Genomic DNA, 15,392 nt, shown 5'->3' with positions numbered 1-15,392 from the left:
CGGCCCTGGAGGCGATGAAGCCCTACTGGGGTGCCGTCGAACGCGGCCAGGCCGGCACCCTCGCCGTCCGGCGCACCGAGGAACGGGTCCGCGCACTGCTGTCGACGGCCCGTCATCACCTCCAGCACAACGGCGTTCTGGCCCCGCCTCCGTTCGCCGCCGCCCGCCGCGTCCGCGCCACCTCGGCCGGCCTCCTCGGCACCGACCCGCACGGACCGGCCGACCTGGTCGGCGCCGAGGCCGACCGGCAGGCCGTCGTGCAGCTGTCCTCGCCCGAACAGGGCGCACTGCTCAGCCGCGATCCTGCGGCCGCGGTGTGGCTCAGGTTCGCCCCCAGGGCCGTACGCGACGAGGTCGAGAAGGCCTGGCGTTCGAGCGGCTCGGTCCACCCGGACGAGGTCCTGTGGACGTCCTCGGGACGCTACGCCGGCCTGGTACGGCTCACCCCGCTGCGCATCGGCGTGGTGCACACCGTCCGCCCCCGGCACGGCGCCGAGCCCGACGGGACCGACAGCGACGCGGTACTGGACACGGACGACGCGCCGGCGACGTACGGCACGACGAACGCGTACGACCGGGACGAGCCGGTGAACCCCTATGACCGGTCCGACCGCACCGACCGCACCGACCGGGCCGAGCCGGTGAACCGCCACGAGCGGACCGGTTCCCACGACCGGACGGAGTCGTACGACTGGCCCGACACGGACGGCGACCCCTGGTGACCCGTCTTCCGCACCCCGCCCGGGTGCACCCGCACACCCCGGTGCTCATGTACGAACGAAAGGACCGCCGGTGAGCAGCATCCCGTATCCCCCGCAGGGACCGGGCGGTCCGCCGCCGGACAAGCTCGCGTTCACCGTGCCCTCGGGGCGGCGCCGGGTCACCCCGGTCCGCGTGGGCCGGGAGGTCCGCCGCGACCGGCCGCTGCCCCAGCTGATCCGCAAGGCGAGGCTCGACGACGAGCGACAGCAGTGCGTGCAGGTGCGCCTGAGCGCCAAGGACGCGGCGAACCCCGCAGCGCGCGCCCTGCTGGACACGGAGGCCGGCACCGCCCTCCACCTGCAACAACTGCTGGGCGACACGGAGTTCGCGGCGCTCTTCCCGAGGATCGTCGGCTACGAGCTGGACACGGCCGAGCCGTTCCTGCTGTACGACCCGCCGCGCGGCACCCCCGTCGCACGGATCCACGTGATGTCCGCGACCGACCAGGACGTCTTCACCAGGGATCTGATGCTGGCCCTGTGCCTGCTGGAGGGCCAGGGGCTGGTGCCGCGTGACATCTCCCCCAACTCCGTGCGCTGGGACGGCGCCAAGGTGCAGCTGTGGGGGCTGGAGTCGGTGACCCGGACCGGGCGGCCCAGGCGCCCGTGGGGCCGGACACCGTTCTGCGCGCCGGAGCAGCGACGGGGCGAGGGGCCGGCCGACTCCCGGGACGCGGTGTGGAGCGCGGCCCAGGTGCTCTACCAGCTGGTGACCGGACGGCCCGGACCGGCCGACCGGACGCCCCCGACCTCGCCGAACACCGCAGGCTCGACCGGACCTTGCGGGACGCCTTCGCGCCGCGGGCGGCCGACCGGCCGACGCCCGCCCAAGTGCTCGACCTGGTGAAGCCGGGCGCCGCCCGCCGCGTCCGGCTCGCGGTGCCGCCCGACGAGACGCGCCCGCACCACGAGGCGTTCGAGGAGGCGCTGCGCCTCAAGCGCGGGGCACCGGCCGGGCGGAGCGAGGGCGCGGTGCGTGGCGACGGCGAAGTGCTGTGCCCGTACTGCCTGGAGACCATCCAGCTCGACCTCGCCAAGCTGTTCGTCACCGACAGCCGCATGCAGTACCAGCCGCTGGATCTCGCGGGCATCACCAGCCCCGTGCGGCGGACCGACATCATGCGCGGCGCCGTCCAGAAGTGCACGGCGGACCCGGACTTCCCCGAGCACTTCATCCCGGTGCCCTATATGACGTACGGTCGCCCGCTGACCGTCGCGATGGTCGGCCAGTCCTCCACCGGCAAGAGCCATCTGCTGACCCAGATGATCGCGGCCATCACCGACGGCGGGCTGGAGCCGTACGGCCTGAAGTGGCAGTCCGTCAACCCGGAGCAGCACGCCCGGTTCGTACGGGAACGGGTTCAGCCGTTGCGCAACGGCAAGGTCCTCGACCACACGGCCGCGCTCGGCCTGGACGACTTCGCCCGCTTCGTGGAGTCCCTGCTGATCACCGACGCCCGCGGGCAGGTGCGCCCGGTTGCCTTCTTCGACCTCGGTGGCGAGGACCTCGTACGCACCGACGCGGCGCTGCGGTTCCTGCTGGGCGTCGACGCCCTGGTCTTCGTCGTCGACCCGGCGCTGGCCCTTCCGCTGCCGCAGCTGGACCACGCCAGGGAACGCTGGGGAGTCGAGGTGAACCGGGACGGCGACCTCGCCTTCGGCACCGTCCTGGACCGGCTGCCCAAGAACGGCCCGTACGTGGACGTGCCGGCCGCGATGGTGCTCGGCAAGGCCGACCTCCTCAGGTTCCAGTCGCCCGTCGACCGATGGCTGAACCGCCCGCCGGCCACCTCCCTCGACCCGGAACTGATGCGTGAGGAGAGCCGGGACGTGCACGGGCTGCTGCGCCGGCACGCCGGCCAGGCGTGGCTGCGTCCCTTCGACGCGATCCGCCGCTGCACCCTGCACGTCGCCTCCGCCACCGGCGGCCAGGAGGACCAGGGCCGCTATCCGGCGGGCGCGGGGCCCCGGCGGGTGCTGGAGCCGCTCGTCGCGCTGCTGGCGATGCACGGGCTGATCCAGGTGCCTGGCGGCGCCGAGGCGTTGGCCGTGGGCGAGGCGCCCGCGCTGGAGGCGGTGCCGTGGGACGAAGCCGGGAGATTCGAGGCGACGTCCGCAGGATTCGAGAGGTCTGAAGGGCCCGAGGAGCCCGAGGGATCCGAGGGAGGGGAACATCGGTGAGCGACTTCCAGGGCCGGGGCCCGGTGCACCAGGCCGTCTTCCGCTGGGACGGCAACCACGGCCGCCAGGGCACCGGCATGAACGCCGTCGCACACTCCTGCGAACCCGAGCGCGCCGAGGAACTCGGCCGGGAACTGGGCCCGTTGCTGTGGGTGTCCGGCGCGGCGGCGGCGCGGCCCAGCGTCGTGCGCACCGTGTCCCGCGACGGTGACGTCCTGCTCGTCCAGCGCTGGCCCACCACCGACCGGGGCGGCCGGCCCAGCACGGTCAGCCATGTCCTCATCGGCGACCGCGGCACCCTCGGGGTCCGGGAGTGCCTGGGGCTGGCGTACCGCGGCGGGCGCAAGCAGGAGAAGGCCGAGCAGGCATCGGGTCGCCTGCCCGAGATCGACCCCGCGAGACTCGACGACCTCGCCCACAAGCGGCTGCCGGAGATGCTGGAGCGGCTGCCGAAGGTCGCGCACGCGCTGATCCTCACCACCGCGGAGTTGCTGCGCGATCCCACGCAGCGGGTGTCGCTGCTCCTGGAGGAGGAGACCCCGCGCGACTGGCCGGACCGGGACGCCGTACCGCTGGTCTATCTCGGGCTCTACCTGCTGTTCGGGCGCTGGCCGGGGCAGGAGTGGACGTTCGCCACCTGCGACTCCGTCGACACCCACGCGCTGCGGCTGATGGCCGTCCCGCGCTGGGAGCCGGACACGGGCGGCTCCGGCCCGCTCGCCAGGGTCATGGGCCGCCCGCACGGCAAGCCACGCTTCGAACACAAGGCGGCGGCCCGGCTGGTGGACTACCTCCTCGCGCACCGGGAGGCGGCTCCCGGCGTACCGCAGCTCGTCGAGGAACTCCCCGACGGCGCGGCCCTGGACTGGGAACGACGCCGTGACCGGCTCTGGAGAATCCTGGGGGAGGAGCGCGAGCAGGAGCCGGATCGGGATCGGGAAGCGAGGCGAACGCGGGATCCGGATCGGGATCGGGACCCCGCGAGGCCCGCGACACCGGCCGCCGGCCGGGCCACCGTCGCCCCGGAGCCGTACGCAGCGCCTTACCCGGACCCGTACGCCGAGCACTACGCGGAGGCTTACGCCGAGCACTACGCGGACGCTTACGCCGAGCCGTACGCGCAGCCCCGCCCGGAGCCGTACACCGAGCCCCCTCCGGAACCGTACGGAAAACCGTATGCGAGCCCGGCACTCGCACCCGCTCCACCGTCGGCACCCCCCGCCCTGCGCCGGGACCTGCGCGAGTACCGGCGCGGGGACGGGAGCCGGCGCAGCGTCCTGATGGCGGACCTGCGCACGCGGGCCGACGAGGTGCTCCTCGGCGAACTGCGTTCCGGGCAACTGCCGCGGGACTCGGTGGAACTGCTGCTGAACGAGCTGGGCAGGCCGGACCGTGTCGACGTGCGGCACCCGGACCTGCGACACGAGCTGTGCGCCGAGGTGCTGCAAAGAAACCTGTACTTCACCCCGCAGACGGCGAACGGGGAACACCCGTCGAGGAAGGCCATGATCGACCTCTCGGCCGACCTCTTCACCTGGGCCGTCGCCCCGCTGGCCCGCGACGAACGCTATCTGCGCGATCTGCAGGAACTGCTGTACCGCATGAGCCGGGACCCCCACCCCACCACGGGCAACTGGCTCCGGCAGAGCATCATCGAACCGGCGAACGGCAAGATCCCGGACCTGCCTCCGGTGCTGTGGAGCCAGCTCCTGCGCGATGCCATGAGCCGCAGCGAGGGGCCGCCGCCCGCACCCGCCCTGCCCCGTCCCACGACGGTGCCCCTGGCGCCCCCGGAACCCGTACAGCCATCCGCCTTCTCGCCGGCGCCGCTCACCGTCACGGCACGGATCTCCGACCTGATGAACAACCCGGGCTGCTTCATCGGCAGCAGCCTCGTCGTGATCGCCGTACTACTGGGGGTCGCTCTGATGCTCTTCGTCTAGCACCCTGTCAGCACGGGATCAGCATTCGATGATGTTGACCGCCAGCCCGCCCCGGGCCGTCTCCTTGTACTTCACGGACATGTCGGCGCCCGTGTCCTTCATGGTCTTGATGACCTTGTCCAGGGACACCTTGTGCGAGCCGTCCCCGCGCATGGCCATCCGCGCCGCCGTGACCGCCTTCACGGCGGCCATGCCGTTGCGCTCGATGCACGGGATCTGGACGAGGCCGCCGACCGGGTCGCAGGTCAGGCCGAGGTTGTGCTCCATGCCGATCTCGGCGGCGTTCTCGACCTGCTCCGGGGAGCCGCCGAGCACCTCCGCCAGCGCGCCCGCCGCCATCGAGCAGGCCGAGCCGACCTCGCCCTGGCAGCCGACCTCGGCGCCGGAGATGGACGCGTTCTCCTTGAAGAGCATGCCGATCGCACCGGCGGCCAGCAGGAAGCGGACCACGCCCTCCTCGTCCGCGCCGGGCACGAAGTTGATGTAGTAGTGCAGGACCGCCGGGATGATGCCGGCCGCGCCGTTCGTCGGGGCGGTCACGACGCGGCCGCCCGCCGCGTTCTCCTCGTTCACGGCCATCGCGTAGAGCGTGATCCACTCCATGGCGAGCGCCTTGGGGTCGCCCTCGGAGCGCAGCTTGCGGGCCGTGTTCGCGGCCCGGCGGCGCACCTTCAGGCCGCCCGGCAGGATGCCCTCCCGGGACATCCCCCGCGACACGCACTCCCGCATCACCTGCCAGATCTCCAGCAGACCCGTGCGGATCTCCTCCTCCGTGCGCCAGGCCCGCTCGTTCTCCAGCATCAGCGCGGAGATCGACAGACCCGTCTCCTGCGTCAGGCGCAGCAGCTCGTCGCCGGTGCGGAAGGGGTACTTCAGGACCGTGTCGTCCAGCTTGATGCGGTCCGCGCCGACCGCCTCCTCGTCGACGACGAAGCCGCCGCCCACCGAGTAGTACGTCTTGGAGAGCAGCTCCCCGCCGGACGCGTCGTACGCCCACAGCGTCATGCCGTTCGCGTGGTACGGCAGTGTCTTGCGGCGGTGCAGGACCAGGTCCTCGTCGAAGGAGAAGGGGATGTCGCGCTCACCGAGCAGCCGCAGCCGGCCTTCGCTCTTGATCGCCTCCACCCGCTCGTCGGCGCTCTCCACGTCCACCGTGCGGGGGGAGGCGTCCTCCAGGCCGAGCAGCACCGCCTTGGGGGTGCCGTGGCCGTGGCCGGTCGCGCCCAGGGAGCCGTACAGCTCGGCGCGTACGGACGCGACGGAGTCCACCAGACCCTCGTTGCGCAGACGGCGGGCGAACATGCGTGCCGCGCGCATCGGGCCGACCGTGTGGGAGCTGGACGGGCCGATGCCGATCGAGAACAGGTCGAAGACCGAGATGGCCACGGGGGGACTCCTCAATACGGGGTGGAACAGGGGCGTGGGGTGTCCCGCTCACCTACGAGTGTGCGGGACACCCCACAGAAAGGAACTACTTGTTCAGACCGGGGTACAGCGGGTGCTTGTCCGTGAGCGCCCTGACCCGGGCCTTCAGCGCGTCCGCGTCGTAGGACGGCTTCAGCGCCGCGGCGATGACCTCCGCGACCTCGGCGAAGTCCTCGGCCGTGAAACCGCGGGTCGCCAGCGCCGGCGTACCGATCCGCAGACCCGAGGTCACCATCGGCGGGCGGGGGTCGTTCGGGACGGCGTTGCGGTTGACCGTGATGCCGACCTCGTGGAGGCGGTCCTCGGCCTGCTGCCCGTCCAGCTCCGACTCGCGCAGGTCCACCAGGATCAGGTGCACGTCGGTGCCGCCGGACAGCACGTTCACGCCGGCCTCGCGGGCGTCGGCGGCGGTCAGACGGTCGGCGAGGATCCGCGCGCCCTCGACCGTACGGCGCTGGCGCTCCTTGAAGTCCTCGCTCGCGGCGACCTTGAAGGAGACCGCCTTGGCCGCGATCACGTGCTCCAGGGGACCGCCCTGGAAGCCCGGGAAGACGGACGAGTTCAGCTTCTTCGCGAAGTCCTTCTTCGCCAGGATGATGCCGCCGCGCGGGCCGCCCAGCGTCTTGTGCGTCGTGGAGGTGACCACGTCCGCGTGCTCGACCGGGTTCGGGTGCAGCCCGGCCGCGACCAGACCGGCGAAGTGCGCCATGTCGACCCACAGATACGCCTCGACCTCGTCGGCGATCCGGCGGAACTCGGCGAAGTCCAGCTTGCGCGGGTACGCCGACCAGCCGGCGATGATCACCTTCGGGCGGTGCTCCTTGGCGAGCCGCTCGACCTCGGCCATGTCGACCAGGCCGGTCTCGGTGTCCACGTGGTACGGGACCACCTTGAACTGCTTGCCCGAGAAGTTCAGCCGCATCCCGTGCGTGAGGTGGCCGCCGTGGGCCAGGTCCAGGCCCAGGATGGTGTCGCCGGGCTGGGCCAGCGCGAACAGGGCGGCCTGGTTGGCGGAGGCGCCCGAGTGCGGCTGGACGTTGGCGTACTCGGCGCCGAACAGCTCCTTGACCCGGTCGATGGCGATCTGCTCGGCGACGTCGACGTGCTCGCAGCCGCCGTAGTAGCGGCGGCCCGGGTAGCCCTCGGCGTACTTGTTCGTGGCGACCGAGCCCTGCGCCTCCATGACCGCGACCGGCGCGAAGTTCTCGGAGGCGATCATCTCCAGGGTGGACTGCTGGCGCTCCAGCTCGGCGTCGAGCGCGGCGGCGATCGCCGGGTCGAGCTCGTGCAGGGGCGTGTTCAGAAGCGACTTGTCAGACATAAGGGGTGTAACTCCTCAGCCGGCGGTGTGGGCGACGTACTCGTCGGCGGAGAGCAGGTCGGCCGGCTCCTCCGTGATGCGTACCTTGAACAGCCAGCCGCCCTCGAAGGGGGCCGAGTTCACGAGCGCCGGGTCGTTCACCACGTCCTCGTTGATCTCGGTGATCTCACCGGTGACCGGGGAGTACAGGTCCGACACGGACTTGGTCGACTCCAGCTCGCCGCAGGTGTCACCCGCGGTCACGGTCGAGCCGACCTCGGGGAGCTGGGCGTAGACGACATCGCCGAGCGCGTTGGCCGCGAACTCGGTGATGCCGACCGTCGAGACGCCGTCCTCGGCGGTCGACAGCCACTCGTGCTCCTTGCTGTAGCGCAGCTGCTGGGGGTTGCTCATGGCCTGAATTCTCCTGTACGCGCGGGAGTGGTGATGAAGGGGGGACCGCTGGAAACGTGCGTGAGCAGCACAAATGTGCGCAGGCTCACGCAGGGGCCGCTGCCAGTCTCTGCTTCTGGAGTTACTTCTGCCGCTTGTAGAAGGGCAGCGCCACGACCTCGTACGGCTCGTGGCTGCCGCGGATGTCCACGCCGACCCCGGCCGTGCCCGGCGCCGCGTGCGCCGCGTCGACGTACGCCATCGCGATGGGCTTGCCCAGCGTGGGGGAGGGCGCACCGGAGGTGACCTCGCCGATCACCTCGCCGCCGGCGACGACCGGGTACCCGGCGCGCGGGACGCGACGCCCCGCGGCGACCAGGCCGACCAGGACGCGCGGCGGGTTCTGCGCGGCACGGTCGGCGGCCTCGGCGAGCGCCTCGCGCCCCACGAAGTCGCCCTCCTTCTCGAACTTCACCACCCGGCCGAGCCCGGCGTCGAAGGGCGTGAGAGAGGTCGACAGCTCGTGGCCGTACAGCGGCATGCCCGCCTCCAGCCGCAGCGTGTCCCGGCACGACAGGCCGCACGGGATCAGGCCGACGCCCTCGCCCGCCTTGGTCAGCGCCTGCCACACCTCGACGGCGTGCTCCGGCTTCAGGAACAGCTCGAAGCCGTCCTCGCCGGTGTAGCCGGTGCGCGCGATGAGGGCGGGGACGCCGGCGACGGTGCCGGGCAGACCGGCGTAGTACTTCAGGCCGTCCAGGTCGGCGTCGGTGAGCGACTTGAGGATGCCGGGGGACTCCGGGCCCTGCACGGCGAGCAAGGCGTACGCGTCCCGGTCGTCACGGACCTCGGCGTCGAAGCCGGCGACCCGCTCGGTCAGCGCGTCCAGCACGACCTGGGCGTTGGAGGCGTTGGCGACGACCATGTACTCGGTCTCGGCGAGCCGGTACACGATCAGGTCGTCCAGGATGCCGCCGTCGGCCCGGCAGATCATGGTGTAGCGGGCGCGGCCGACGCCGACGGAGGCGATGTTGCCGACCAGGGCGTGGTTCAGGAAGGCCGCCGCGGCGGGGCCGGTGACGGTGATCTCGCCCATGTGGGAGAGGTCGAAGAGCCCGGCCTGGGTGCGCACGGCGTTGTGCTCGTCGCGCTCGGAGCCGTAGCGCAGGGGCATGTCCCAGCCGGCGAAGTCGGTCATCGTCGCCCCGAGCGCGCGATGGAGGGCATCGAGCGCGGTGTGACGGAGTTCTTCAGTACTGCTCATCGGACGGTTTTCTCCCAAGGCATGACGGCGAGGTCGTTCCTCCCCATCTGTCATCGGAACCTGAGAGGTTCGCCATGACCGGCCGAGGGCCAGGTCAGGGCTTGCACCTTGGGTGGAGCCCACGCCTCTTCTCGGCGAAAAGGGGGACTCGCTTTTCAGATGTGCCTCGCCCGCGCGGTAACGGGGCCTGAGAGATTCAAGGGAGGGACTTGCTCCTTCGGCGCCCCAGCGATGCACTGCTGGGGACTCTCCCGCGCGGATTCGAACGGCCGGTATGCAGTTGGCGCGGACATCATTGCACGCCCGGCCCGTCTTCGGCAGGCCACGTCTGTAACGGGGTTGTGGCAGGAAGTGAACGAAAATGCGGGAGATCATCCATTACCTTCTCTTTACGCTCAGTGGGGATGGGGAATCCTGAACCGGAGGAGGACGATGACGGTGAAGCGCACCACGGCGTACGCCACGACGTCGGGCATCGCGCTGCCCAAGCAGCCCGCGGCCCCGGCCGTCGAGGCCCCGGGCACGTGCGTCGCACCGGTGGTCCGTGACCTTCGCGAACGCTCCGGCCACAGCCCGCACGCGCTGCTCTTCGCCCCCGAGGACCTCGTCGTGATCACGGGGCTGCCCGGCAGCGGCAAGTCGACGCTGATGCGGCGGACGGTGCAGGGCGCCCGCATCGACTCCCAGGACACCCGGGACCGCTGGGACGCCCGCATGCCCGGCTTCCTGCCCTATGCCGTCTACCGCCCCCTGGCCCGCCTCGCGCACTACGCCGGCCTGCGCCGCGCCGTGCGCTCCGGCCAGGGCGTCGTCGTGCACGACTGCGGTACGCAGGCCTGGGTGCGCGGCTGGCTGGCCCGCGAGGCCCGCCGTCGCGGCGGCACCCTGCACCTGCTGCTGCTCGACGTCGACCCGGGCACGGCCCTGGAGGGCCAGCGCGAGCGCGGCCGGGGCGTCTCGCGGTACGCCTTCCTGCGCCACCGCAGGGCCGCGGCCCACCTGCTGCGCTCCGTGGAGAAGGGCCACCTGCCCCCGGGATGCGGCTCGGCGGTGCTGATCGACCGGGAGGCGGCGGGCGTACTGCGCCGGATCGGGTTCACGGGCTGACCGGCCGAGGACCTGTACGGGACGGCCACCCGCTAGCCTTTTGAGCCACAGCAGCGGTTCACACCAGGCGGTTGAGAAGTAGATGGACTTCCCGGCGGAACTCCCCGCGGACTTCCCGGCAGGGGCACACCTCCACTCCCACGGCGGATGGCCCGGCAACGAACTGGAGGAGGTGCTCTCGGCCTCCCTCGGCCTCCCCTCGGCCGGCGGCCGGATCATCGAGGTGCTGGGCCGCAGCTTCGTCTGGGTGCCCCTGCCCAGTGGCGGCGGCCCGGACAGCGGCCCGCTGGACCTGCCGACGGTGGAGATCGAGGGCCAGGCGTACGTGCCGGTCTTCAGCTCCGAGGAGCAGTTCCGCCAGGTGGTCGGCTCCCACATGTCGTTCACCATCGCCCCCGCGGTGGAGTTCGCCCGCGGTCTGCCGCCGCAGGTGGGCATGGCCGTCAATCCCGACGGCGTGGTCGGCGTCCCGCTGCCCCCGGCGGCGGTGGCCGAGCTCTGCCGCGTGGGCCGCACCCCGCTGGAAGGCCTCACCTCCGGGGGCCGCGTCAAGCTCTACGAGCCGGACTGGCAGGACGACCCGATCGACTTCCTCGCGGTGGCGTCCGCCGAGTTCGCCGAAACCGGCGTGGTCACGACGGCCCGCCGCTGCCTCGCCTCGATCGAGACGGCGGCCCCGGTGATGTTCATCGGCGTGGAACTCTCCCTCTGGGAGGGCGACTTGCGCGCCGCCCCCATGGACGCCCTGGCCCGTGCCCTCAACCGCGCCCCGGTGCCCTGGCCGGTCAACCTGGTCCTGCTGGACGTGGCCGAGGACCCGGTGATCGCCTGGATGCGGGCGCAGGTAAGGCCCTTCTATCAGCGGGACTTCTAGCGTCCCTAGCGGGCAGCGCCCGCCAGGGGCGCGGGACTGCATCAATGTGCGGCTCCGCCGCGCGACCAGCCACCATGCACCCGCACACGCGCACGCAGAACAAGGCCCGAGCTACTGGGCGCCTAAGCTGTCACTCAATGCGGGGCAACTCTTCAGAAGGGGCGGTACTACAGGTGAGCGCGAGCCTCAGCGGCAGCGTCGAGCACATGCTGCGCCAGGTGACGCCCGGGCGCTACGACGCCTACGAGGCCCTCCTGCGCGCGCTCGCGACCCCGTCCTCCGGCCAGGTCTGGATGCTGCTGTGGCACGGCCAGGGCGGCTCCCCGGACGCCCAGTACGGGAACATGGACGTCGAGGGCTACGGCTACGCCCCGTGCGTCACCTCCGCCCAGGAGCTGTCGGCCAGCGGCTGGAACCGCAGCTACGAGGTCGTCGACGGAGTCGACGTGGCCCGCACCCTCTACCCGGACCACTTCGGCCTCTGGCTCAACCCGCACGCCCCCGGCGGCGGCGTCGGCATCCCGTGGCTCGACCTGCGCCGCATCGCCACCGGCCTGGACCGCCAGCCCGCCGGCCCGCTGCGCCTGGCGGAACCCGGCATCGAGATCCCGCAGTTCTACGCCCTCCTCGCGCAGAACGCCCACCGCACCCCGGCGGTCCGCTCGCTGCGCCGCGCCTGGGTGCAGCCGGCGCTCGGTGCGCCGTATCTCGCCATCGGGCTCGACGTGTTCGACACCAGCCCGCCCGCGGTCGACTCGGTGCGCTCGATGATGTCGCAGTCGATCGGCGCGGTCCCGGACGGGCTGCCGGTCTCGACCGTGGCGATGTCCGACGAGGACGACCCGGTCGCCATGTGGATGAGAGTGAGCGCCCGCCCGTTCTACGACCGTGAGGCACACGTCGCTGCCCCCGCGCAGGCACCGGTGGCCGGCTACGGCTACCCACCGGCACAGGGCCGTTACTGATCATTTGTCGGCTAACCTGCTGATCAGTCGGCAACCCGACTGTCGTAGGTGCAAAGGGTCGTCTGCTGCGGTTTCCCAGGCCGATCTTCGCGCGTAGATGCGATCGGAAGGTCCCGGTCCGCCCTCATACGCCCCAACTGGACCCCGTCCGGCGGCCGATACCCACTGTTCGGATAACGGAACCCCTCAGACAGCATCACGGTTGCGCATCCTTTCCCCGCCAACTCTGGCAACAGATCGCCAAAGCGTTGAAGACTCCCGGCAAGACACGGGCCGGTCGGTCCTGTGTACGAGTGGAAGCAACCGCTACAGCGGCAGCCAGGGGGGTCGGCAACCGCCGGCCGAGAGGGGTCAATCTCACTGTGACCGCACCGATCGAGACAACCGGAGCGGAGGCCGGCGCGCAGCCCGAGGCCGTTCTCTCCGGCGTCGAGAAGAGCCAGATCGAGGGGCGTTCCCTCGGCCAGATCGCCTGGTCCCGGTTCAAGAAGGACAAGGTGGCTGTGGCCGGCGGGGTCATCGTGATCCTGCTGATCCTGCTCGCGATCCTCTCCCGCCCCATCCAGGCGATGTTCGGCCTGGACCCCAACGCCCTGAACCAGGATCTGATCGACCCCAACACGTCGCTGCCCAAGGGTGACTTCGGCGGCATGAGCTGGGAGCACCCGCTCGGTGTGGAGCCGAAGTTCGGCCGGGACATCGCCACCCGCATCCTGGAGGGCTCCTGGGTCTCGCTGGTCGTCGCCTTCGGCGCCACGATCCTGTCCAACACGATCGGCGCCGTCCTCGGCGTGGTGGCCGGTTACTACGGCGGACGCGTCGACACGATCATCAGCCGACTGATGGACACCTTCCTGGCGTTCCCTCTCCTGCTGTTCGCGATCGCCATCTCCGCCACCCTGCAGGGCGGTGCCTTCGGCCTGGAAGGCCTGCCGCTGCACATCAGTGTGCTGATCTTCGTCATCGGCTTCTTCAACTGGCCCTACCTGGGCCGCATCGTCCGGGGCCAGACACTGGCCCTGCGCGAGCGGGAGTTCGTCGACGCCTCGCGGGGGATGGGGGCCAAGGGTCCGTACATCCTCTTCCGGGAGCTGCTGCCGAACCTCGTGGGCCCGATCATCGTCTACTCGACGCTGCTCATCCCGACCAACATCCTCTTCGAGGCGTCCCTGAGCTTCCTCGGCGTCGGCATCCAGCCTCCGCAGGCTTCCTGGGGCGGAATGATCAACCAGGCGGTCGACTACTACCAGGTCGATCCCCAGTTCATGATCGTTCCTGGCCTCGCCATCTTCGTGACCGTCCTTGCCTTCAACCTGCTCGGCGACGGTCTCCGTGACGCTCTCGACCCGCGCAGCCGCTGATCCGCGGCCGCGGCGAGAGTCCCAAAGATTTCCAACAATGGAGGGGAAGCAGACCATCATGCGAAGGTCAATGCTGGCCGCGGTCGCGGTCGTCGGCAGTGCGAGCTTGCTGCTTTCGGCCTGCAGCAAGGCCGATGACAACTCGGACAACAACGGAAACAAGTCGGCTGGGGCCAACGCAGCGACCAAGGGTGTCGTCAACGCCTCCACCCAGAAGGGTGGGACGGTCACGTACGAGTACTCGGACGTCCCGGACTCCTTCGACCCTGGCAACACGTACTACGCGTACATGTACAACCTCAGCCGGCTCTACGCCCGCCCGCTGATGACCTTCAAGCCCGGACCCGGCGAGGCCGGCAACGAGCTCGTGCCGGACCTCGCCGAGAGCGCGGGCGTGCCGAGCGACGGCGGCAAGACGTGGACGTACAAGCTGCGTTCGGGCCTGAAGTACCAGGACGGCACGCCGATCACCTCGAAGGACGTCAAGTACGCCGTCGAGCGCTCCAACTTCGCGCGTGATGTGCTCTCCCTCGGCCCGAACTACTTCCAGCAGTTCCTCGAGGGCGGCGACAAGTACAAGGGCCCCTACAAGGACAAGAGCGCCGAGGGCCTGAAGTCCATCGAGACGCCGGACGACACCACGGTCGTCTTCAAGCTCAACCGTGCCTTCCAGGAGTTCGACTACCTGGTGGCGACGCCGCAGACGGCACCGGTGCCCCAGGCCAAGGACAAGGGCATCGACTACGTCAAGAGCATCGTGTCCTCGGGCTCGTACCAGTTCGAGAGCTACGAGGAGGGCAAGCAGGCCGTCCTCGTCCGCAACAAGAACTGGGACGCGAAGACGGACCCGCTGCGCAAGCAGTACCCGGACAAGATCGTCGTCAAGCTCAAGGTCAACGCCGAGACGATCGACCAGGACGTCCAGTCCGGTGACGCGATCGACCTCGGTGGTACCGGCGTCCAGGCCGCGACCCAGGCGAAGGTCGTCAACAGCGCCGACCTGAAGGCCAACACGGACAACACCTACGGTGGCCGCCTGGTCTACATGGCGATCAACACCCAGGTCGCGCCGTTCGACAAGGTCGAGTGCCGCAAGGCCGTCCAGTTCGCCATCGACAAGGTCTCCGTGCAGACCGCCGAGGGCGGCCCGATCCGCGGTGACATCGCCACCACCGTCCTTCCGCCGGACATCCCGGGCTACAAGAAGGCGGACACCTACGCGACCGACGGCAACAAGGGCGACGCGGCCAAGGCCAAGGAGCAGCTGAAGGCCTGCGGCAAGTCGACCATCACCACCAACATCTCGGCGCGCAGCGACCGCCCGCAGGAGATCGACGCGGCCACCGCGATCATCGCCTCGCTGAAGAAGGTCGGCATCAACGCCAGCCTGAAGCAGTACCCGTCGGGCAAGTACTTCACCGACTACGCGGGTGTGCCGGAGTTCGACAAGAAGCAGAACATCGGTCTGCACATGATGCAGTGGGGTGCCGACTGGCCGGGCGGCTACGGCTTCCTGCAGCAGATCCTGCACGGTGACGCGATCGGCGCCTCGGGCAACACCAACCTCTCGTACCTCGATGACAAGCAGATCAACGAGATGCTGGAGAAGGCCATCGCCACCGAGGACGAGGCCCAGCGCAACAGCATGTACGCCGAGATCGACAAGCTCGCCATGGACCAGGCGGCGATCGTCCCGCTGACCTACTTCAAGGTCCTGCTGTACCGCCCCGCCAACTTCACCAACCTGGTGTCCACGGCGGCCTTCAGCGGTCAGTACGACTACCTCAACATCGGCACGACCAAGAAGTAGCCCCGGAA

At 70.4% G+C, this 15,392-nt stretch carries 13 protein-coding genes and 2 riboswitches; of the genes, 9 read left to right on the top strand and 4 right to left on the bottom strand.

Annotation, left to right across the window (positions count from 1 at the left end; all coding sequences use genetic code 11):
* Window positions 1-14 precede the first annotated feature (14 nt).
* From OHO27_RS12365 to OHO27_RS12350, 4 genes are all read left to right on the top strand, one after another.
* Window positions 15-722 carry a hypothetical protein gene (locus tag OHO27_RS12365; RefSeq protein ID WP_328423200.1) on the top strand — a complete coding sequence of 236 codons (708 nt, stop codon included), beginning with the start codon at window positions 15-17 and terminating at the stop codon, window positions 720-722.
* Between the two features lie 70 nt (window positions 723-792).
* The gene (locus tag OHO27_RS12360; RefSeq protein ID WP_328423198.1) at window positions 793-1,608 is read left to right on the top strand and encodes a hypothetical protein; all 816 of its coding nucleotides are present in this window, start codon (window positions 793-795) and stop codon (window positions 1,606-1,608) included.
* Window positions 1,542-2,942 (top strand): hypothetical protein, encoded by a 1,401-nt coding sequence (locus OHO27_RS12355; protein ID WP_328423196.1) that lies wholly within the window; start codon window positions 1,542-1,544, stop codon window positions 2,940-2,942. Before OHO27_RS12360 ends, OHO27_RS12355 begins: the two co-directional genes overlap by 67 nt.
* Window positions 2,939-4,885, top strand: a complete 1,947-nt coding sequence (locus tag OHO27_RS12350; protein ID WP_328423194.1) for a hypothetical protein — start codon at window positions 2,939-2,941, stop codon at window positions 4,883-4,885. The genes OHO27_RS12355 and OHO27_RS12350 overlap by 4 nt, the downstream gene beginning before the upstream one ends.
* 18 nt (window positions 4,886-4,903) lie before the next feature.
* On the opposite strand, the gene OHO27_RS12345 is transcribed toward OHO27_RS12350, so the two are convergent.
* From OHO27_RS12345 to gcvT, 4 genes are all read right to left on the bottom strand, one after another.
* Complete coding sequence (locus OHO27_RS12345; protein WP_328423192.1) at window positions 4,904-6,271, bottom strand: L-serine ammonia-lyase; 1,368 nt, start codon at window positions 6,269-6,271, stop codon at window positions 4,904-4,906.
* An 85-nt stretch (window positions 6,272-6,356) separates the two neighbouring features.
* Window positions 6,357-7,631, bottom strand: a complete 1,275-nt coding sequence (glyA, locus tag OHO27_RS12340) for a serine hydroxymethyltransferase (RefSeq protein ID WP_328423190.1) — start codon at window positions 7,629-7,631, stop codon at window positions 6,357-6,359.
* Window positions 7,632-7,646: 15 nt separating this feature from the next.
* Window positions 7,647-8,024, bottom strand: coding sequence for a glycine cleavage system protein GcvH (gcvH, locus tag OHO27_RS12335; protein WP_328423188.1), 378 nt, complete (start codon window positions 8,022-8,024; stop codon window positions 7,647-7,649).
* Window positions 8,025-8,145: 121 nt separating this feature from the next.
* Entirely contained in the window at window positions 8,146-9,267 is a 1,122-nt protein-coding gene (gene gcvT, locus OHO27_RS12330) for a glycine cleavage system aminomethyltransferase GcvT (protein ID WP_328423186.1), read from the bottom strand.
* A gap of 37 nt (window positions 9,268-9,304) precedes the next feature.
* Window positions 9,305-9,432, bottom strand: a riboswitch (glycine riboswitch).
* Window positions 9,433-9,531, bottom strand: a riboswitch (glycine riboswitch).
* Between the two features lie 168 nt (window positions 9,532-9,699).
* Between gcvT and OHO27_RS12325 the strand changes: the two genes are divergently transcribed.
* The 5 genes from OHO27_RS12325 (at window position 9,700) to OHO27_RS12305 (ending at window position 15,384) form a co-directional block, all read left to right on the top strand.
* Window positions 9,700-10,374 (top strand): AAA family ATPase, encoded by a 675-nt coding sequence (locus OHO27_RS12325; RefSeq protein WP_328423185.1) that lies wholly within the window; start codon window positions 9,700-9,702, stop codon window positions 10,372-10,374.
* Between the two features lie 82 nt (window positions 10,375-10,456).
* Window positions 10,457-11,248, top strand: a complete 792-nt coding sequence (locus tag OHO27_RS12320; protein ID WP_328423184.1) for an enhanced serine sensitivity protein SseB — start codon at window positions 10,457-10,459, stop codon at window positions 11,246-11,248.
* Between the two features lie 206 nt (window positions 11,249-11,454).
* Window positions 11,455-12,213 (top strand): enhanced serine sensitivity protein SseB C-terminal domain-containing protein, encoded by a 759-nt coding sequence (locus tag OHO27_RS12315; protein WP_443059705.1) that lies wholly within the window; start codon window positions 11,455-11,457, stop codon window positions 12,211-12,213.
* A 362-nt stretch (window positions 12,214-12,575) separates the two neighbouring features.
* Window positions 12,576-13,574, top strand: a complete 999-nt coding sequence (locus OHO27_RS12310) for an ABC transporter permease (protein WP_328423180.1) — start codon at window positions 12,576-12,578, stop codon at window positions 13,572-13,574.
* 58 nt (window positions 13,575-13,632) lie between these two features.
* Complete coding sequence (locus OHO27_RS12305; protein WP_443059536.1) at window positions 13,633-15,384, top strand: ABC transporter substrate-binding protein; 1,752 nt, start codon at window positions 13,633-13,635, stop codon at window positions 15,382-15,384.
* The last annotated feature ends 8 nt before the right edge of the window (window positions 15,385-15,392 follow it).

Source organism: Streptomyces sp. NBC_00443 (genome assembly GCF_036014175.1).
Taxonomy (GTDB): domain Bacteria; phylum Actinomycetota; class Actinomycetes; order Streptomycetales; family Streptomycetaceae; genus Streptomyces.
Note: the sequence above shows the minus strand (reverse complement) of the source record. Positions and strands in the feature narration are given on the sequence as shown.

Coding starts and splice junctions, on each gene's coding strand:
- gcvH (WP_328423188.1), bottom strand. CDS start 8,024: ATGAGCAACCCCCAGCAGCTGCGCTACAGCAAGGAGCACGAGTGGCTG.
- OHO27_RS12325 (WP_328423185.1), top strand. CDS start 9,700: ATGACGGTGAAGCGCACCACGGCGTACGCCACGACGTCGGGCATCGCG.
- OHO27_RS12315 (WP_443059705.1), top strand. CDS start 11,455: ATGCTGCGCCAGGTGACGCCCGGGCGCTACGACGCCTACGAGGCCCTC.
- OHO27_RS12305 (WP_443059536.1), top strand. CDS start 13,633: ATGCGAAGGTCAATGCTGGCCGCGGTCGCGGTCGTCGGCAGTGCGAGC.
- gcvT (WP_328423186.1), bottom strand. CDS start 9,267: ATGAGCAGTACTGAAGAACTCCGTCACACCGCGCTCGATGCCCTCCAT.
- OHO27_RS12320 (WP_328423184.1), top strand. CDS start 10,457: ATGGACTTCCCGGCGGAACTCCCCGCGGACTTCCCGGCAGGGGCACAC.
- glyA (WP_328423190.1), bottom strand. CDS start 7,631: ATGTCTGACAAGTCGCTTCTGAACACGCCCCTGCACGAGCTCGACCCG.
- OHO27_RS12365 (WP_328423200.1), top strand. CDS start 15: ATGAAGCCCTACTGGGGTGCCGTCGAACGCGGCCAGGCCGGCACCCTC.